13 protein-coding genes are annotated in these 15,725 nt (G+C 71.9%); 3 read left to right on the top strand and 10 right to left on the bottom strand.

The genetic code is table 11. The annotated features are described in order from the left end of the window. Positions 1-14: 14 nt before the first annotated feature. Together ABGA98_RS11540 and ABGA98_RS11535 are read right to left on the bottom strand one after the other, a co-directional pair. Entirely contained in the window at positions 15-1,259 is a 1,245-nt protein-coding gene (locus ABGA98_RS11540; RefSeq protein ID WP_347618202.1) for a sugar ABC transporter substrate-binding protein, read from the bottom strand. A gap of 87 nt (positions 1,260-1,346) precedes the next feature. After that, positions 1,347-2,483, bottom strand: a complete 1,137-nt coding sequence (locus ABGA98_RS11535; protein ID WP_347618201.1) for a DegT/DnrJ/EryC1/StrS family aminotransferase — start codon at positions 2,481-2,483, stop codon at positions 1,347-1,349. Between the two features lie 74 nt (positions 2,484-2,557). Here ABGA98_RS11535 and ABGA98_RS11530 point away from each other — a divergent pair, with 74 nt between their 5' ends. Continuing rightward, positions 2,558-3,763, top strand: coding sequence for a hypothetical protein (locus tag ABGA98_RS11530; RefSeq protein WP_347618200.1), 1,206 nt, complete (start codon positions 2,558-2,560; stop codon positions 3,761-3,763). 120 nt (positions 3,764-3,883) lie between these two features. On the opposite strand, the gene ABGA98_RS11525 is transcribed toward ABGA98_RS11530, so the two are convergent. The 6 genes from ABGA98_RS11525 to ABGA98_RS11500 all read right to left on the bottom strand — a co-directional run bounded on the left by ABGA98_RS11525 (position 3,884) and on the right by ABGA98_RS11500 (position 11,629). Further along, positions 3,884-4,939, bottom strand: coding sequence for a dihydrodipicolinate synthase family protein (locus tag ABGA98_RS11525; RefSeq protein WP_347618199.1), 1,056 nt, complete (start codon positions 4,937-4,939; stop codon positions 3,884-3,886). A gap of 43 nt (positions 4,940-4,982) precedes the next feature. After that, complete coding sequence (locus ABGA98_RS11520) at positions 4,983-5,990, bottom strand: NAD-dependent epimerase/dehydratase family protein (RefSeq protein ID WP_347618198.1); 1,008 nt, start codon at positions 5,988-5,990, stop codon at positions 4,983-4,985. Positions 5,991-6,066: 76 nt separating this feature from the next. Beyond that, positions 6,067-6,951: a Gfo/Idh/MocA family oxidoreductase gene (locus ABGA98_RS11515; RefSeq protein WP_347618197.1), complete on the bottom strand. Its 885-nt coding sequence runs from the start codon at positions 6,949-6,951 to the stop codon at positions 6,067-6,069. 173 nt (positions 6,952-7,124) lie between these two features. Continuing rightward, the gene (locus ABGA98_RS11510) at positions 7,125-9,170 is read right to left on the bottom strand and encodes a hydantoinase B/oxoprolinase family protein (RefSeq protein ID WP_347618196.1); all 2,046 of its coding nucleotides are present in this window, start codon (positions 9,168-9,170) and stop codon (positions 7,125-7,127) included. Positions 9,171-9,177: 7 nt separating this feature from the next. Further along, entirely contained in the window at positions 9,178-11,190 is a 2,013-nt protein-coding gene (locus ABGA98_RS11505; RefSeq protein ID WP_347618195.1) for a hydantoinase/oxoprolinase family protein, read from the bottom strand. A 7-nt stretch (positions 11,191-11,197) separates the two neighbouring features. After that, positions 11,198-11,629, bottom strand: a complete 432-nt coding sequence (locus ABGA98_RS11500) for a hypothetical protein (RefSeq protein WP_347618194.1) — start codon at positions 11,627-11,629, stop codon at positions 11,198-11,200. 126 nt (positions 11,630-11,755) lie between these two features. Here ABGA98_RS11500 and ABGA98_RS11495 point away from each other — a divergent pair, with 126 nt between their 5' ends. After that, positions 11,756-12,373 carry a thymidine kinase gene (locus ABGA98_RS11495; RefSeq protein ID WP_347618193.1) on the top strand — a complete coding sequence of 206 codons (618 nt, stop codon included), beginning with the start codon at positions 11,756-11,758 and terminating at the stop codon, positions 12,371-12,373. 82 nt (positions 12,374-12,455) lie between these two features. Here ABGA98_RS11495 and ABGA98_RS11490 read toward each other — a convergent pair whose 3' ends face one another. Further along, positions 12,456-13,352, bottom strand: a complete 897-nt coding sequence (locus ABGA98_RS11490; protein WP_347618192.1) for a hypothetical protein — start codon at positions 13,350-13,352, stop codon at positions 12,456-12,458. Positions 13,353-13,437: 85 nt separating this feature from the next. Continuing rightward, positions 13,438-14,208, bottom strand: coding sequence for a carbon monoxide dehydrogenase subunit G (locus ABGA98_RS11485; protein WP_347618191.1), 771 nt, complete (start codon positions 14,206-14,208; stop codon positions 13,438-13,440). A 160-nt stretch (positions 14,209-14,368) separates the two neighbouring features. On the opposite strand from ABGA98_RS11485, the gene ABGA98_RS11480 reads away from it, so the two are divergent. Next, positions 14,369-15,715 carry a cytochrome ubiquinol oxidase subunit I gene (locus ABGA98_RS11480; RefSeq protein ID WP_347618190.1) on the top strand — a complete coding sequence of 449 codons (1,347 nt, stop codon included), beginning with the start codon at positions 14,369-14,371 and terminating at the stop codon, positions 15,713-15,715. Positions 15,716-15,725: the final 10 nt, after the last annotated feature.

Genomic DNA, 15,725 nt, shown 5'->3' with positions numbered 1-15,725 from the left:
TGGTTCCTTCCCTCTCAGCCGCCGCTGCCGAGCAGCTGGTTCGCCTCTTCGGCGGCCGCGTCGAGCGCGGTCTTCGCGTCCTCCTTGCCGAGCAGCGCCGCCTGGATGTGCGGGGCGAGCACGCCCATCACCTGCCGGGCCTTCGGGTGGGTGTCACCGGGGAAGGCGTACTGCAGGGACTTGGCGAACTCCTTGGACGCCTCCGACTGGCCGGGCACGGTCACGTCCGTGCGCGCGGGGAAGAAGCCCGACTCCTTGGCCAGCGCGGCGGAGACCTCCGGCGAGGCCAGGTAGGAGGCGAACTTCTTGGCCGCGTCCTTGTTCTCGGAGTGCTTGGCCACCATCAGGCCTCCGGGGATGCCGAACGCGACCCGCTTCGTGCCTTCGAGCGGCAGGCCGATGCCGACGTTCTCCTCGCCGATGGCGGCGCCGAGCTGGTCGACCTGGCCCGCGGTGGCCGCGTGGTACATGGCGGTCTTGCCTGCGGCCAGCAGGCCGCCCTCGATGTCGTTGCCCTTGCTGGCGGTGTTCGGCGGCAGGCCGCCGGCGGCCTTCAGGTCGAGCAGGAGCTGCAGGCTCGCCACGCCCTCAGGGCCGTTGAAGACGACGCTCTTGCCGTCGGCGGCGAAGACGGTGCCGCCGTTGGCCCACAGGATCGGGTAGAAGCTCTGGTTGAGCGTCACCTCGGGCTTGCCCGGGTAGTCGAGGATGGCGACCTTCTTGGCGGCCAGCTTGGGCGCGGCCTCCTTCAGCTCGTCGAGCGTCTCCGGCACCTTGTTCACGCCCGCCTCGGAGAACAGCTTCTTGTTGTAGATGGGCGCGGTGATCGTCTGGTAGATGGGGACGCCGTAGAGCTTCCCGTCGACGGTGAGGGCGGTCAGCGAGTTGGGCAGGTAGGAGGCCTTGGCCGGGGCGACGATGTCGTCGACCGGCTCGATCGTGCCCTGCTGGGCGTACTGCGGGATCTGGTCGGGGCCGAGCACGACCAGGTCGAAGCCCTTCTTCGAGACGAGCGCCGTGGTGACCTTCTCCTGACGGCCCTCCCAGGGCTGCAGATCGATCTTGATGTCCGTCGTGGGGTTGGCGGCCTCGAAGTCCTTCTCGACCTTGCCCCAGAACGCCTGGCTCTTCGCCTGGTCCCCGATGACGGGGTACATCCACAGGGTCACGACGCTCTTGTCCGAGCCACCGCTGGATCCGCACCCGGCGGCCGCCAGGCTCAGGGCGGCCGCGAGGCCGACTGCCGCTGCCTTCTTCATCGGCGGCTTCCTTTCGCTTAATACCGGTCCTGACCGAAACCTAGTGAGCGGGACTTGGCCTGGTCAATGCCTGAGATATGAACGTGACTACCCCTGAGCCCGAAATTTCGTGATTTCCTGGGCGATCAGGTCGACGTGCTCCGGCGTGTAGTTCTCGTTCCAGTCGATGACGAGCAGCGTACGGTCCACCATGCGCTCGGCCTGCGGGCAGGGGTTCGGTGAGTAGCCGTCGAGCGGGAAGCGGGCAGTCCCGTAGATGGCCGCCTGCCACACCGGCGCCCTGTTCAGCGGCTCCGCGAGGTATCCGGCCCGCGCCGGGATCCCGGCCGCCGCCAGGTGCGCCGCAAGCTCGGGCGCGTCGCCGTCCGGGCACACGACCGGGAAGAGCCACCACGCGTGCCCCTGCGGGCGCGGCAGCCGTACCCCTGGCAGGTCCTTGAGGGCCTCGATCAGCCGCACGGCCGTACGGCGGCGCGCGGCGACCACGCCGGGAAGCTTGGCGAGCTGGGCGCGCGCCACCGCGGCCTGGAGCTCGGTCATGCGGTAGTTGAGCCCGAAGGCGGCGTGCGAGCGCCCGGCCGCGCGGTCCCAGCCCTTGTCGGAGAAGAGCCGCATCCGCCTGGCCAGCCCGTCGTCGCCGGTGATCGCCACCCCGCCGTCGCCGCAGGTGATGTGCTTCCACTGCTGCAGGCTGAGGCACGCCACGTGACCCGTCGTCCCCGCGAGCCCGCCGCCGGGCAGCTCGGCCAGCCAGGCCTGCGCGCAGTCCTCGATCAGCATCAGGCCGTGCTCGTCGGCGAGCGCGCGCAACTCGTGGATCCTGGCCGGCGCCCCGAACAGGTGCACCGCCATGATCGCCTTCGTCCGGGGGCCGATGAGCCGGGCCACGGCGCCGGGATCGAGATTTCCGTCGGACGGATCCACGTCGGCGAAGACAGGAACGGCGTTCTGCGCCAGGATGGGGGCCACGGTTCCGAAGTCCGTGATCGGTGTCGTGATGATCTCGTCCCCTGGGTCCGGCGCGGCCGCCACGACCGACAGATGGAGGGCCGCGGTGCCGGAACTGCACGTGATCGCATGGCGGGAGCCGTACGCCTGCGCGATCTCGCGTTCCAGCGCCCGCGCCTCGGTCCCCCAGACGGAGCTGAGCATGCCCGAGCGGATCACCCGCTCGACGGCGGCCACCTCCTCGTCGCCGAGTGTGCGGCCGTCTGCCTCTGCCATGGACGGGAACTTCACCTGGCACCTCACCAGTTATGATTGCGGTCTTGACCGAAATGAGAGAGAGGGAGGCGTGCGTGGGAATCGTCATCGGAGTCGTCGGCCCGCACGATCTGGTCGACGACGTCGCGGCCGTCTGCGAGGAGCAGCCGGGCGTGAGCACCCTGCGCCTCGACTACGACCATGAGTCGCAGGCCCCCGCGATCGTCGAGGCCCACGCCACCTCCGTCGAGGGCTGGCTGTTCACCGGCATCGTCCCCTACATGCTCTCCCGCGACGCCGAGGCCCTCACCCGTCCCGCCGCGTTCGTCGACTACTCCGGCGCGACGCTGCTCAACGCCCTCGTACGCCTCCAGCACCAGGGCGAGGACGTCACCATGTTGTCGATCGACACGTTGTCGGCCGCCGACGTCGACGCCACGTTCACCGAGGCCGGGCTGCCGACCGGCGAGCTGCGCACGCACCCGTACCGGCCGGGGATGACCTCCCAGAAGGCGATCGCCTTCCACCGCAGGAGTCCCGCGCACACGGTGATCACCTGCCTGAGCTCCGTGTACGAAGCGCTGCGCGACGAGCGGCACGTGCTGCGCCTGGTGCCGTCCGTGCACTCCGTACGCGTGGCGCTGCGCCAGGTCGTGCTGACCGCCGAGGGGCAGGTGCAGGAGGACGCCCAGATCGCGCTCGGGCTCATCGAGGTGGCCAACGAGGAAGGGCTGCTGCGCGAGGCCACGGCCCTGGGCGGCACGCTGGCGGCCTTCCGCGGCGGCACGCACCTGCTGGTCACGACCCGTGGCCCCCTGCACGACGCCACGGGCGGCTTCACCGGGCTGCCCATGCTGGCCCGGCTGGCCGGCCAGAACGACGCGGTCCGCGTCGGCTTCGGCCTGGGACGCAGCGCCGCGGAGGCGGAGAGCCTGGCGCGGCGCGCGCTGGCCAAGGCCCGCAGGATCGGCCCGGTCGCCGCGGTGTTGTCGTTGCGGGCGGATGCCGACATCGTCCTGGAGTCGGTGACCACCACGCCCGCGGGCCGGCAGAGCCTGTCGGTCATCGCCCGCCGGGTCGGGCTGTCGGTGCCCACGCTGGAGAAGCTCCTGGAGGCGCGGGCCGCCGCGGGCGACGAACCCCTGACGACGCGCGAGATCGCCGACCGGCTGGCCGTCCAGCAGCGCACGGCCCGGCGCATGCTGCACCGCCTGGAACTGGCCGGGCTCGCCGAGCGCACCGGCAACCTCACCAGCGGATCCAGCGGCCGCCCGCTGACCCTCTACCGCCTGACGCTCTAGCGCCCCGCGCCCGCCGGCCGCCCGACGCTCCAGCGCCCCGCGCCCGCCGGCCGCCCGACGCTCCGGCGCCCCGCCCCCGCTCGCCGCCGGACGCACCGGCGCTTCGCCCCCGCGCATCGGTCAGGCGAGCCAGCGTGCGAGGTTCTCCGCGACGAAGTCGTCGTCGCGCAGTTCCGGATAGGCGGCCAGCACCCGGTCGATCTCGGCGAGCTGGCCGGGCGACAGGTCCTCCGCCGGGTCCAGGCACCAGCGGCCCTCCAGCAGGCCCTGCCGGCGCAGCACCTCGTGGATGCCGGGGATGCAGCCGTGGAAGGCGTTCGCGGAGTCGAAGATGGCGGCGTTCGCGTCGGTCAGGTGCCCGTCGAGGGTGAGCAGCCGGCGCACGGCCGCGTCGTCGCCGGACCGCGCGGCCCTGGCCTGCTCCAGCAGCTCCACGGCCCGCCGTACCCACACCGCCCACTGGCCGAGCAGCCCGCCGACGAACTCGACGTCCACCTCGCGCCCGTCCACGACCACGCGGTGCGGGGTGATCAGGTCGGTCAGGATGTGGTCGTCGTTGCCGGTGTAGAGGGCGACCTCGCCGGCCCGGCCCGCGCGCACCACGCCGTGCAGCACGTCGAGGGTCCGGTAGCGGTCGAACGGCGCCGCCTTGATGCCGGCCACGGCCTCGATCTGCGCCAGCCTCGTCCAGAACTCCCTGGACAGGTGGCGGCCGCCGACCGCGGGCTGCAGGTAGAAGCCGATCACCGGCAGCACCTCGCCCACCGCCCGCGCCCGCTCGATCAGGCCGTCCTCGTCCAGCTCCCGGTACGGGCTGAGCAGCACCATGTGGTAGCCGAGCGACCTGGCCAGCTCGGCCTCCGCCACCGCCTGCGCCGTCGGCCCGGTGGCGCCGGCCACGAGCACGACCTCGTGCGCGTACTCGCCCGCCACCGTGGCGGCCAGTTCGAGCACCGGAGCCAGCAGCCCGGTGCCGTGGATGGCGAACTGCGTGGTGTGCACGCCCACCGCCAGCCCGCCCGCGCCCGCCTCGACGTAGTAGCGGGTGAGCGCCCGCTGGCGGCGCTCGTCCAGCTTCCTGTCCGAGGTCAGCGCGAGCGGATGCGCCGGGATCACCAGGCCGCGCCTGAACAGGTCGCGCACGGACGCGTGCGCCTCTGGAGCCGTGCCGAGCACGTGAGTCCCCCCAAGTGATAGGTGCCGTGATGTGAGCTGTGGATCAGAAACGCCCGTCACGGCGCTCGAACTTGGTGGGCTTGCCGAGCAGCGGCCCGCCGCCCGCGACCCAGCGCGCCGTGTGCTCGATGAGCTCGGCGGGGGTCAGCTCCGGGTAGCCGAACAGCCGGTGGCAGCGGCCCGCGTTCGACAGGAGCGCCGTGGGGGCCTCCTCGCCGGTGAAGACCGGCTCCTTGCCGAGCGCCTCGCCGAGCGCCAGCGCGGCCTGCCGCACCGAGACCAGCTCGGGCCCGGTCACGTTGAGCACGTACGGCGGCGCGTCCGCCAGCAGCAGCGACCGCAGCGTCACCTCGTTGGCGTAGCCCTGCCAGACCACGTTCACCTGGCCGGTCGTGAGGTCGACGGGCTCGCCCGCCAGGACCTTCTGCGCCAGGTCGACCAGCACGCCGTAGCGCAGCTCGACGGCGTAGTTGAGCCGGAGCAGCGCCACGCGGGTGCCGTAGGTCTCGGAGAAGTGCGTCAGCACCCGCTCCCTGCCCAGGCAGCTCATCGCGTAGTCGCCGACGGGCCCGGCCGGCGAGTCCTCGGTGCTGCCGCCGCCGGCCACGGGGACCAGCGGGTAGACGTTGCCGGTGGACAGGGCGGCGATCCTGCTCTCTCTGAACCGGTCGGCGACCCGGCCGGGCAGGTAGGTGTTGGTGAACCAGGCGGCGTGGGCGCGCCCCTGCGTGCCGAACTTGGCGCCGACCAGGAAGACCACGTTGGGCGCGTCCGGCAGGTCGCGCAGCGCCCGCTCGTCGGACACGTCGGCGCTCACCACCGTCGCGCCGTCCGCCCTGAGGGCGTCCGCCAGGCCCGGCTCGCCGAACCGGGACACCGCGATGATCCGCCGGTCGCCGCGGGTGGCGTTGAGGGCCAGCCGCACCAGGCTCGGGCCCAGCTTGCCGCCCGCGCCCAGGATCATGATGTCACCGGGCAGCCTGCCCAGATCGTCGACGAGCCCGGCGCCGGGCCGCGCCAGCCGCTCCTCGAGTTCCGCCGTCGTCCGCACGAACGTCCTCCATCCGCTATTTACGGTCCAGACCGTAACTGCGCGAGAGTCGTGCTGTCAACGCCGGGGCGGCTCCCTACGCGCTCTCCCTCGCCGAGACGAGCACGTCGAGGACGGCCCTGGTCTGCTCCCACGGCACCGGACTGGGCGCGCCGCCCACCATGGCGAGGAACGCGTCGATGGTGCCTTCGTAGCCGAGGCCCCTCATCGGGTCGTCGCCGCCCTCGATGAGCACGGTCTCGGTGGAGTCGCGTCCGTGCAGCGTGACCGCGTACGACTCCGCCTCGGAGACGCCGAGCACCTCGACTGTGCCGAGCACGCCGCCGCCCCACCGCAGGGCCATCACCCCGGTGTCCTCAGAACGCAGCGCACCGTAATGCCGCGTGGACCGGGCGGCCCCGGCCAGCCGCACGTCCGGGCCCAGCAGGGCCACCAGCAGCTCCACCCCGTGGATCCCCATGGTCACCATCGTGCCGCCGCCCTCGCCCGGTGTGTCCTGCCAGGCGTTGTAGCCGGTCGCCCAGAGGCCCACGTCGTGGCGCACGGTGGCGCGCACGGCGAGCAGCTCGTCCGGGGCGGCCCGCAGCCCGGCGAAGGCGGGCGCGAACCGCAACACCGACGTCGACATCACCCGCTCGTGGATCGGCAGCCGGTCGAGTGCGTCGAGCTGGCCCCTGGTCGCGGCGGCCGGCTTGTTGACGAAACACGCCGCGCCCGTCTCCAGCACCCGGGCCAGCGCCGCGGGCACCTGCGGGTTGGGCACGGTCAGCACCACGCCGTCGGGCTCGTGGCCCAGCGCCCCCGCCAGGCTCTCCGCCACCTTCGCGGTCGGATGTTCGTCGGTGAAGCGCCGCAACCGCTCGGGATCGGGCTCCCACACCACCAGCTCGGCATGCCTGGCGAGGGTGCGCGCGTCGGTGTACGGGTGACTGGTGGCGAGCCCGGCAAGCACGATCCGCACGCGGGTCCCTCCCTTTCTCACGATGGTTCGGTTTCTCCGGCGCCGGCGGGCGTCAGCACCGCACCCTTGGCCGGGCTCGCGGCGCCCGTGTCAGATCGGTGAGCACCGGTCAGGGCTCTCCGACCGGGCCTTCGCCGGGCTCGCGGCGCCCGTGTCAGGTCGGTGAGCACCGGTCAGGGCTCTCCGACCGGGCCTTCGCCGGGCGAGCCACCGCCGGCCAGGCCATCGCCGGGGGCGCCGCCGCCGGGCGGGCCGTCATGGGACGGGCCGCCGTCCAGCGGGCCACCGTGCGACGGGCCGCCGTGCGACGGGCCGCCGTCCAGCGGGCCACCGTGCGACGGGCCGCCGTCCAGCGGGCCATCGTGGGGCGAGCCGCTGTCGAGAGGGCTTCTGAGCTCGTCGACGTCCGCGAAGGGCCGCCCGGCGAGTTTCGCGTAGCCCGGCCCGCGGTCGAAGAACCGTCCGGCCGGGGGCCGCAGCCGGGCCCTCAGCTCGGCGGTGCCCTGCTCGTCGATGCGGTCCCCGTCGAGCACCACGCCGTAGTCGCCCAGCGCGCCGGCGATCGACACCTTCCCGTCGCGCACGTCCGCGGCCACCGCCCGGGGGTCGCGATCGTAGGGTGAGCCCCATCCGCCGCCCCCGGTGGTGCGGATCCTGATCAGCTCCCCCGCCTGCACCGGGTGGTCGTCGACCAGGCCCTCCATCTCCTTGCCCGCGATCTCCACGCGGAACGGCCGCCCGGCCAGGCCGCCGTTGACACCCCAGCAGGACAGGATCGAGCGGTCGGCGATGGACATGTACGAGGCGTCTCTGAGCATCCTGACGTGCTTGTCGTAGCCGAGACCGCCCCTGAACATGCCCGGCCCGCCCGAGTCGCAGGCCAGCGCCAGGCGTTCCACCCGGAACGGCCAGCGGGCCTCGGCGAACTCGACCGGGATGTTGCGCGAGTCGGGCACCACGTGGATGGTGTCCTCGCCGTCGGCGTACCAGCGCCCGCCGGAGCCGCCGCCCAGCACCTCCCGCATCAGGTACGGCTCGCCGTCGGCGCCGGTGCCGTGGACTCCGGTGTAGCGGATGGTCTCCTGGTCGGCCGGCATGCGCCCGCCCGTGGCCTTGGCGAGCACGCCCGCCAGCACGCCGAGCAGGCGCAGGATGACGAACGTGCGGGCGTTGGTCGGCGCGGGGAAGACCGGGGTGAGCAGGCTGCCCTTCTCCGGGAAGATCATTTTGATGAGGGGGACGACCCCCTCGTTGACGTCGAGCTCGGCCATGCGCTCCGGCGTGTCGGCCAGGTTGCGCAACACCGGGGCCAGCCACTTCTTCAGGAACACGCCGTCGGCGTAGTCGCCCGCGTGGTTGATCGGCCCCTTGGCCTGCGGCGACGTGCCGGTGAAGTCGATGGTCAGCGGCGCCGGGTCACCTCCGTGCTCGAGGGCGGAGTGATCGACGGTGAGGGTGATGCGCTGGGTGTGCAGGCGCGGCTCGTCCACGCCGTCGTGCTCGGCGTAGTCCTCCCACACGTACGTGCCCTCGGGGATCTTGGCGAGCAGCTCCCTGCGGAACGTCTCGGTGGTCTTGCCGATGATCGCGTCGAAGCTCTCCTCGACGGCCTGCCTGCCGTACCGGTCGAACAGCTCCGCCAGCCGCCGCGCCCCCATGAGGCAGGCCGAGCACTCGGCGTCGAGGTCGCCGGCGAGGGAGTCGGGCATGCGGGAGTTGCGGGTCATGATGCGCAGCGCGGCCTCGTTGGGCACGCCCTCGTCCCACAGCTTGATGGGCGGCACCATCAGGCCCTCTTCGTAGACCGACCGGGCGTGCGAGGGCATGGACCCGGGCACGGACCCGCCGATGTCGTCGTGGTGGCCGAACGCCTGCACGAACGCCACCACCTCCCCCTCGTGGAACACCGGCACGGTGACGCACAGGTCGGGCAGGTGGCCGATGCCGCCTTCCGAGAGGTAGACGTCGTTGTGGAAGTAGACGTCGCCGGGCTTCATCGTCTCGACGGGGAAGTCGCGCACGACCGGCTGGACCAGCGCGCTGTAGGAGCGGCCGGTCAGCTTGCGCATGCGCACGTCGTGGATGCCGGCGCGGAAGTCGTGCGCGTCGCGGATCATCGGCGAGCGGGCCGTGCGCGCGATGGCCGTCTCGACCTCCTTCTCGACGGACGCGAGGGTCCCCTCGACGATCTCCACCAGGATGGGGTCAGCCGTGTTCATCGGTCGTTCACCGTTCCTCGTCCACTGCGGATATCTCCACGTTGCCGAAGTCGTCCACCGTCGCGGTGAAGCCCGGGTGGATGGGGATCGTGGAGCCGTACTCCTCGATCACCGCCGGGCCCGTGACCGTGGCGCCGGGGCCGAGCGCGGAGCGCTGGTGGATGGGGGTGTCACTGGTCTCGTCGAAGTGCACGGGACGCACCGAGGTGGCGCCCTCGCCCGGCTTGTCCAGGCGGGGGATGACCGGACGGCTGATGGGGCCGATGCCGGACACGCGCAGGTTGACCCATTCGACGCCGTGGCGGGGATCGTCGCGGTAGGCGTAGCCGTACAACTTCTCGTGGGCGGCGTGGAAACGGTCGACGACCTCGGCCTGCCAGGCCTCGTCGATCTCGCCCGCGGGAGCGGCCACCCGCACCTCGTACGCCTGCCCGTAGTAGCGCAGGTCGGCGCTGCGCACGTAGACCGGGTCGTCGAAGCCCTCGCGGTCCAGCGCCTCGCCCGCCTGATGTTCCAGGTCGTGGAAGATCTCGACCGCCTTGCCGAGTTCGAGGTCGCGGGTGACGTACGTGCGGACGTAGTCGTTCCTGACGTCGACCGTGAGCAGCCCGAACGCCGACACGTTGCCGGGGTCGCGGGGGACGACCACGGACGGCAGGCCGAGGATGTCGATCAGCCGGCAGGCCAGCAGCGGCCCCGACCCGCCGAACGTCACCAGCGGGAAGTCCCGCACGTCCAGCCCGCGCTTGACGGTGAGCTGCCGGATCGCGTTGCTCTGGTTGAACGCGCTGATCTCCAGGATGCCCGTCGCCGTGCGCTCGGGGGTCAGGCCGAGCTTGCCGGCCAGCGCCTGGATGCCCGCGCGGGCGGCGCCGGCGTCCAGCGGGATCTCCCCGCCCAGCAGGTGCGGCGGGATGCGCCCGAGGAACACGTGCGCGTCGGTGACCGTCACCTCCGTGCCGCCCTTGCCGTAGCAGAGCGGGCCCGGGTCGGCGCCGGCGGACTTCGGCCCGACCTTGAGCGTGCCCTCGGGCGAGATCCACGCGATCGAGCCGCCGCCCGCGCCGACGGTGACGATGTCGATCATCGGGATCTTGCACGGGTAGCGGCCGACGGACCCCTCCGTGGTGATGGACGGCTCGCCGTCGACCACCACGGCCACGTCGGTGGAGGTGCCGCCGCCGTCCAGCGTGATCACCGACCGGTGACCCGCCGTGGACGCGATGAGCGCCGCGCCGAGCGCGCCCGCCGCGGGCCCCGACAACACCGTGGTGATCGGCTGGTTGACGACCTCGCGCGCCGACAGGATGCCGCCGTTCGACTTCATCACGGAGAACGGCTTGCCGAGCCGGTTGGACAGGCCGGCGATGTAGCCGCGCATCGCCGGTTTGACGGCGGCGTCCACGAGGGTGGTCACCGAGCGCTCGTACTCGCGGTATTCGCGCAGCACGTCGCTGGACAGGGAGATCACCGCCTCCGGGTGCTCGCGCCACAGCACCTCGCGCATGCGCCGCTCGTGCTCGGGGTTGGCGTACGCGTGCAGGAAGCACACCCCGATCGCGGTGATGCCCCTGGCCTTGAACCAGCGGGCCACCTCGACGGCCTGCTCCTCGGAGAACGGCCACACCTCCTCGCCCAGGTGGTCGAGCCGCCCGCCGACGGTCTTGACCTGGTGCACGGGCACGATCCTCGGCGGCTTGACCCAGAAGTAGGAGTTGCCGTAGCCGTCCGGCACGCTCTGCCTGGCGATCTCCAGGATGAACTCGAAGCCCTCGGTCGTGATGAATCCGAGGTCGGCGATGCGATCTTCGAGCAGCTGGTTCGTCGCCACCGTGGTGCCGTGCACGATCGAGCCGATGTCGAGGTCACCCAGCTTCTCGATGCCCGCGACGAACCCGTCCGCCGGGTTCGCGGGGGTCGATGGGGTCTTGGTGGTGAGGATCTCACCGGTCTGCTCGTCCACCGCCACGACGTCGGTGAAGGTGCCTCCGGTGTCCACTCCGATACGGACGCTACGCATGGCTCCTCTAGCTTCGGCGACGGCCGAGAACTTCGTCGATGACCCGGGGCGCGTTGTCTGTGCCGACGTACGCGGCCAGCCTCACCACCATCTCCTGGGAGCGGGAGAGCTCTGCCTCCACCCTGGCCTTGCCTGACTGACCTGCCTGCACCCCAAAATACGCTCCGATGATGGTGCCGATCACACCGGCCACGCCCGCGAACAGCACGGCGAACTCCCGGGTGGCGAACACGGCGGCGCCGAAGGCGACCAGGACGGCGACGATCCCGGTGACGACGACGAGGAATCCGTAGCGCCATCGGGTCGCCTCGGCCTGGGCGGCCGTGATGTCGTCCTGGGACATCATCGCGTCGAGCGCCGGAGGGCTGGACGACGCGCTGGACGGCCCGCCGGACGGCGGGGTCGAGGGCGGGTTGGACGGCGGATTGTCGGTGACCACACTTCCTCCTGTAACTCCAGGGGAGAAATGTCCCACGAGGTCATGGAACAAGCCAAGCCGCTAAGCTGGCGGCCCGTGACTGAAGTGTCTGCCTTGTCTGCGGTGCCGTCTGGTGTCAGGGATGCGGTGCTGAAGTTCTACTTCGGCCCCATGGACTGCGGGAAGTCCACGCTCGCCCTCCAGATGAACTACAACCACGGTCGGCAAGGGAGGCGTGGCCTGGTCCTGACCAAGCACGACCGCTCCGGCGGCCCCAAGGTCACCAGCCGGATAGGGCTCGGCCTCGATGCGATCGAGGTGGAGGACGATCTCGATCTCGTCCGGCTGGTGACCACGCACGACAGGATCGACTACCTGATCTGCGACGAGGCCTGCTTCTACACGGTCGAGCAGATCGAGCAGCTCGCCGACCTGGTGGACGAGCACGGCGTCGACGTGTACGCGTTCGGGCTGGCCTCCGACTTCCGTTCGGTGATGTTCCCGGCCGCCCAGCGGCTGTTCGAGCTGGCCGACGAGGTGTGCCGGCTGCAGGTCGAGGTGCTGTGCTGGTGCGGCCGGCCCGGGCAGCTGAACGCCAGGGTCGTGGGCGGGGCGATGGCGCGTACGGGCGAGCAGGTCGTGATCGGCGACACCGACGCCTCACGCGTGCGCTACCAGGTGCTCTGCCGCAGGCACCACCGCTCCGGCCGGCTCGGCGAGGGCTCGGTGGACGCCCTTCATGAGCCCGTTCAGACGGGGCAGTAACCGTCGTCGTCGCAGCCGTCGGCGGGCGCGGCGAGCTGGATGATCGGCGCCTGCCTGCCGCGCCGCCCCCGCCGGGGGCGCGTCAGCCCGCGGCGAGCTCCTCCAGCCGGTACGGCAGGTAGGCCGAGTCGTCCACCAGCGCCGACGCGCCGCGCCACCACCCGAACCACTCGCCGCTGCGCCACATCCAGTCGACCCGCTCGATGGCGGCCACGACGTCCCCCACGGTCTCCCACCGCTCGCCCAGCTGCTCGCGGGTGGCGCCGTGGCGCATGGCCCAGTCGCGCAGGACACCCGAGGCCGCCGCGGGGACCTCGCGCGCGTACGGGTCGGGGTGCTCCCCTGGCAGCCGGTGCGGCCCGAGCCCGGCCGCCACGCCCCAGCTCCACTGCGCCTCGGCGGGGCGCGAGTAACGCAGCGAGTGGAAGTCCAGATTGGATCCGAGGTCGTCGTCGGACCGGCGCGTGACGACCGCGTCGAGCCGCCCGCCCGCGTCGAAGTGGACCACGAGCCGCTGCCCTGGCCTGACCCCCGGCGGCAGGCGGAAACGGTCTTCGGCCTGCCAGGAGTTGAGGTCGACCTCGGCGACGGGCCGGCCCCACAGCTGGTCGGCGGCGTCGTCGGCGATCCAGGCCGCCAGCATCTCCAGCGCGGTCAGATCGGTCCACGGCTCGATCGCGACGGCCGTGCGCACCACCTCGTCGGGAGGGGGCAGCTTGCCGCCCCTGGGCCGCGTCCACCACTCCGCGCCCAGCTCGCGGGTGCCGACCAGCAGCGCGGCGATGGCGGCCAGCTCGGCCGAGCGTCTCGTGAGCGACGCCCCGAGCGCCAGCTCCAGCGTGCGATCGGTCCGCTCGTCCCCGAGCACGGGGCGTACGCCGTCGATGAGGGCAGGGGCCGTCGGGCGCTCCTCGCCGAGCAGGTTGCGTACGACTCGTCTGGCCTCGGTCCTTGCGTCTTCAGCGTGTGCCTGCCGCATACAGCCACGCTACGCCCGGAGATCCTTTTCCGCGAGAGCCCCGGCCACGCCGCCACGCTCCTCACCACCTGTTTCCGCCCGCCAGTCAGGAGTCGCGGCGCCGGGAGCCGCGGCCGAGCAGCCAGCCCACCACGACGCCGCCGACCGCCACGCCCGCGCCCATGCCGAACGACGCCAGCATCACCCATGGCCGCGTCTCCGCGCGCGCCTTGGCGGGCCGCTCGTAGACGGCCCCGGCCGGCCGGACACCGCCCACGGCCGCGGCGGCTCCCGATGCGGTGACGCCCTGCCTACCCGGACCTCCGGAAGCCGGGCCGGCGGGAGCCTGCGCGGCCAGGTCGCCGGGGGCCGGGCCGGAGAGAGCCAGGTCTCCGGAGGCCGGAGCCGCCGTACCTGAGGTGGTGGCGGGGGTTTCGGCCGGTGCGAGCAGGTGCTCCTCGACGGCCGAGAAGAACTCGCCCGCCGTCCGCCTGGCCACCGAGCCGAGCATGCGCTGCCCGACCCCGCCGATCATCCCGCCGATCACGGCGTCGGCGTCGTAATCGACGCGGGTCCCGCCGTCGATCTCGGTCAGCCGTACCACGACGGTGGCGTCCACCGTCCCCGGCGCGCCCTGCCCGCGGGCCCTGAGCGTGAAGCACTCGGGCGCGAGCGGGTCGGTCAGCGCCACCTCCCCCTGGTAGACCCCCTTGATGGAGGCGACACCCGCGTTGACCGTCATCCGGTACGTGTCGTGTCCCGACTCCTCCAGGCGTTCGCATCCCGGAATGGTGCGCACCAGCACCGCCGGATCCTGGAGCGCCGTCCACACCTGATCTCTTCGCACGCCGATCACGGCGCTGCCACCCACCTTCATGGAGCAACTTTAGGCGGCCGCGTCCGGGCGGATAAGGGCAACACCTGCCAGACGGGAGAAGGACTGTGACCAAGGTCGCACCCCATTGCTCTACAGCTTGTAGTACTACTGCAAGTAGATGTACTACAGCTTGTAGAGCTCACGGGAGTCGACGCAGACGATGGACGCACTTGACCTCGCACGGTGGCAGTTCGGGGTGACCACCGTGTACCACTTCCTGTTCGTGCCGCTGACCATCGGTCTGGGCGTGTTCGTGGCGGGCCTGCAGACGGCCTGGCACCGCACGGGCAAGGAGCACTACCTGCGGCTCACGAAGTTCTTCGGCAAGCTCTTCCTCATCAACTTCGCCATGGGCGTGGTCACCGGCATCGTGCAGGAGTTCCAGTTCGGGATGAACTGGAGTGAATACTCCACGTTCGTCGGCGACGTCTTCGGGGCGCCCCTGGCGATGGAGGCGCTGCTGGCCTTCTTCATGGAGTCGACGTTCCTGGGGTTGTGGATCTTCGGCTGGGACCGGCTGCCGAAGAGGGCGCACCTGGCGTGCATCTGGGCGGCCGCCATCGGGTCCAACCTGTCGGCCTACTTCATCCTGGCCGCCAACGCCTGGATGAAGCACCCCGTCGGCTACGAGGTCGTCGGCGGCAAGGCCAGGATGACCGACCTGTGGGCGGTGCTCACCAACCCCACGGCGCTGGCCCAGGTGCCCCACGTGATCGGGGCGGCGTTCGTCGTGGCGGGCGGCTTCGTGCTGGCCGTGAGCGGATACTGGCTGCTGAGGACGCGCGCGGGCATGTGGCGCGGCGCCGCCAGGGGCGCGCTCATCATGACCGCGATCGCGGGGGCCGTCGTCGCGGGCACGGGCGACACGTCCGCCAGGCTGATGTACGAGCAGCAGCCCATGAAGCTGGCCTCGGCCGAAGGGCTCGAGCGCGACACCGCCGGCGCGGCGTTCAGCGTCGCCCCGGGCATCGAGATCCCCGCCGTCCTGAGCTTCCTGGCCACCCACGACGCGGGAGCCACCGTCCAGGGCACCGAGGACCTGCAGCGGCGCTTCGAGCAGGAGTTCGGCCCCGGAGACTACCGGCCGAACCAGGCGGTCGTGTTCTGGTCGTTCCGGGTGATGATCGGGTTCGGGATGGCCACGGTGGGCCTGTCGGTGCTCGGCCTCTGGCTGACCCGCGGGAGGCGTGACATGCCGAGGTGGCTGGCGCGGGCCTTCCTGCTGGCCCTGCCGCTGCCGCTGGCCGCGGTGACCGCCGGGTGGCTGCTCAGCGAGATCGGCCGCCAGCCGTGGACGGTCGCGGGCGAGCTGCTGACGGCCGCCAGCGTGTCGCCCGGCGTGAGCCTGGCCGAGGTGGCCACCTCGCTGACCGTCTTCACGCTGCTGTACGGCGCGCTCGCCGTCGCCGAGGTCGTGCTCCTCGTCCGGCACGTCCGCGGGGGCGCCGAGGAGGAACGGCGGCCCGCGGCCGCGACCGAGCAGCTCGAACCGTCGCTGATGTACTGAGGGAGCGGAC

This window comes from Nonomuraea sp. B1E8, from assembly GCF_039871515.1.
Lineage (GTDB): Bacteria > Actinomycetota > Actinomycetes > Streptosporangiales > Streptosporangiaceae > Nonomuraea.
This window is presented reverse-complemented; position numbering and strand designations above follow the sequence as displayed.

Excerpts from the sequence above, each read along its gene's own strand:
- ABGA98_RS11510 (WP_347618196.1), bottom strand. The coding sequence starts at position 9,170 with ATGAACACGGCTGACCCCATCCTGGTGGAGATCGTCGAGGGGACCCTC.
- ABGA98_RS11490 (WP_347618192.1), bottom strand. The coding sequence starts at position 13,352 with ATGCGGCAGGCACACGCTGAAGACGCAAGGACCGAGGCCAGACGAGTC.
- ABGA98_RS11485 (WP_347618191.1), bottom strand. The coding sequence starts at position 14,208 with ATGAAGGTGGGTGGCAGCGCCGTGATCGGCGTGCGAAGAGATCAGGTG.
- ABGA98_RS11540 (WP_347618202.1), bottom strand. The coding sequence starts at position 1,259 with ATGAAGAAGGCAGCGGCAGTCGGCCTCGCGGCCGCCCTGAGCCTGGCG.
- ABGA98_RS11505 (WP_347618195.1), bottom strand. The coding sequence starts at position 11,190 with ATGCGTAGCGTCCGTATCGGAGTGGACACCGGAGGCACCTTCACCGAC.
- ABGA98_RS11535 (WP_347618201.1), bottom strand. The coding sequence starts at position 2,483 with ATGGCAGAGGCAGACGGCCGCACACTCGGCGACGAGGAGGTGGCCGCC.
- ABGA98_RS11480 (WP_347618190.1), top strand. The coding sequence starts at position 14,369 with ATGGACGCACTTGACCTCGCACGGTGGCAGTTCGGGGTGACCACCGTG.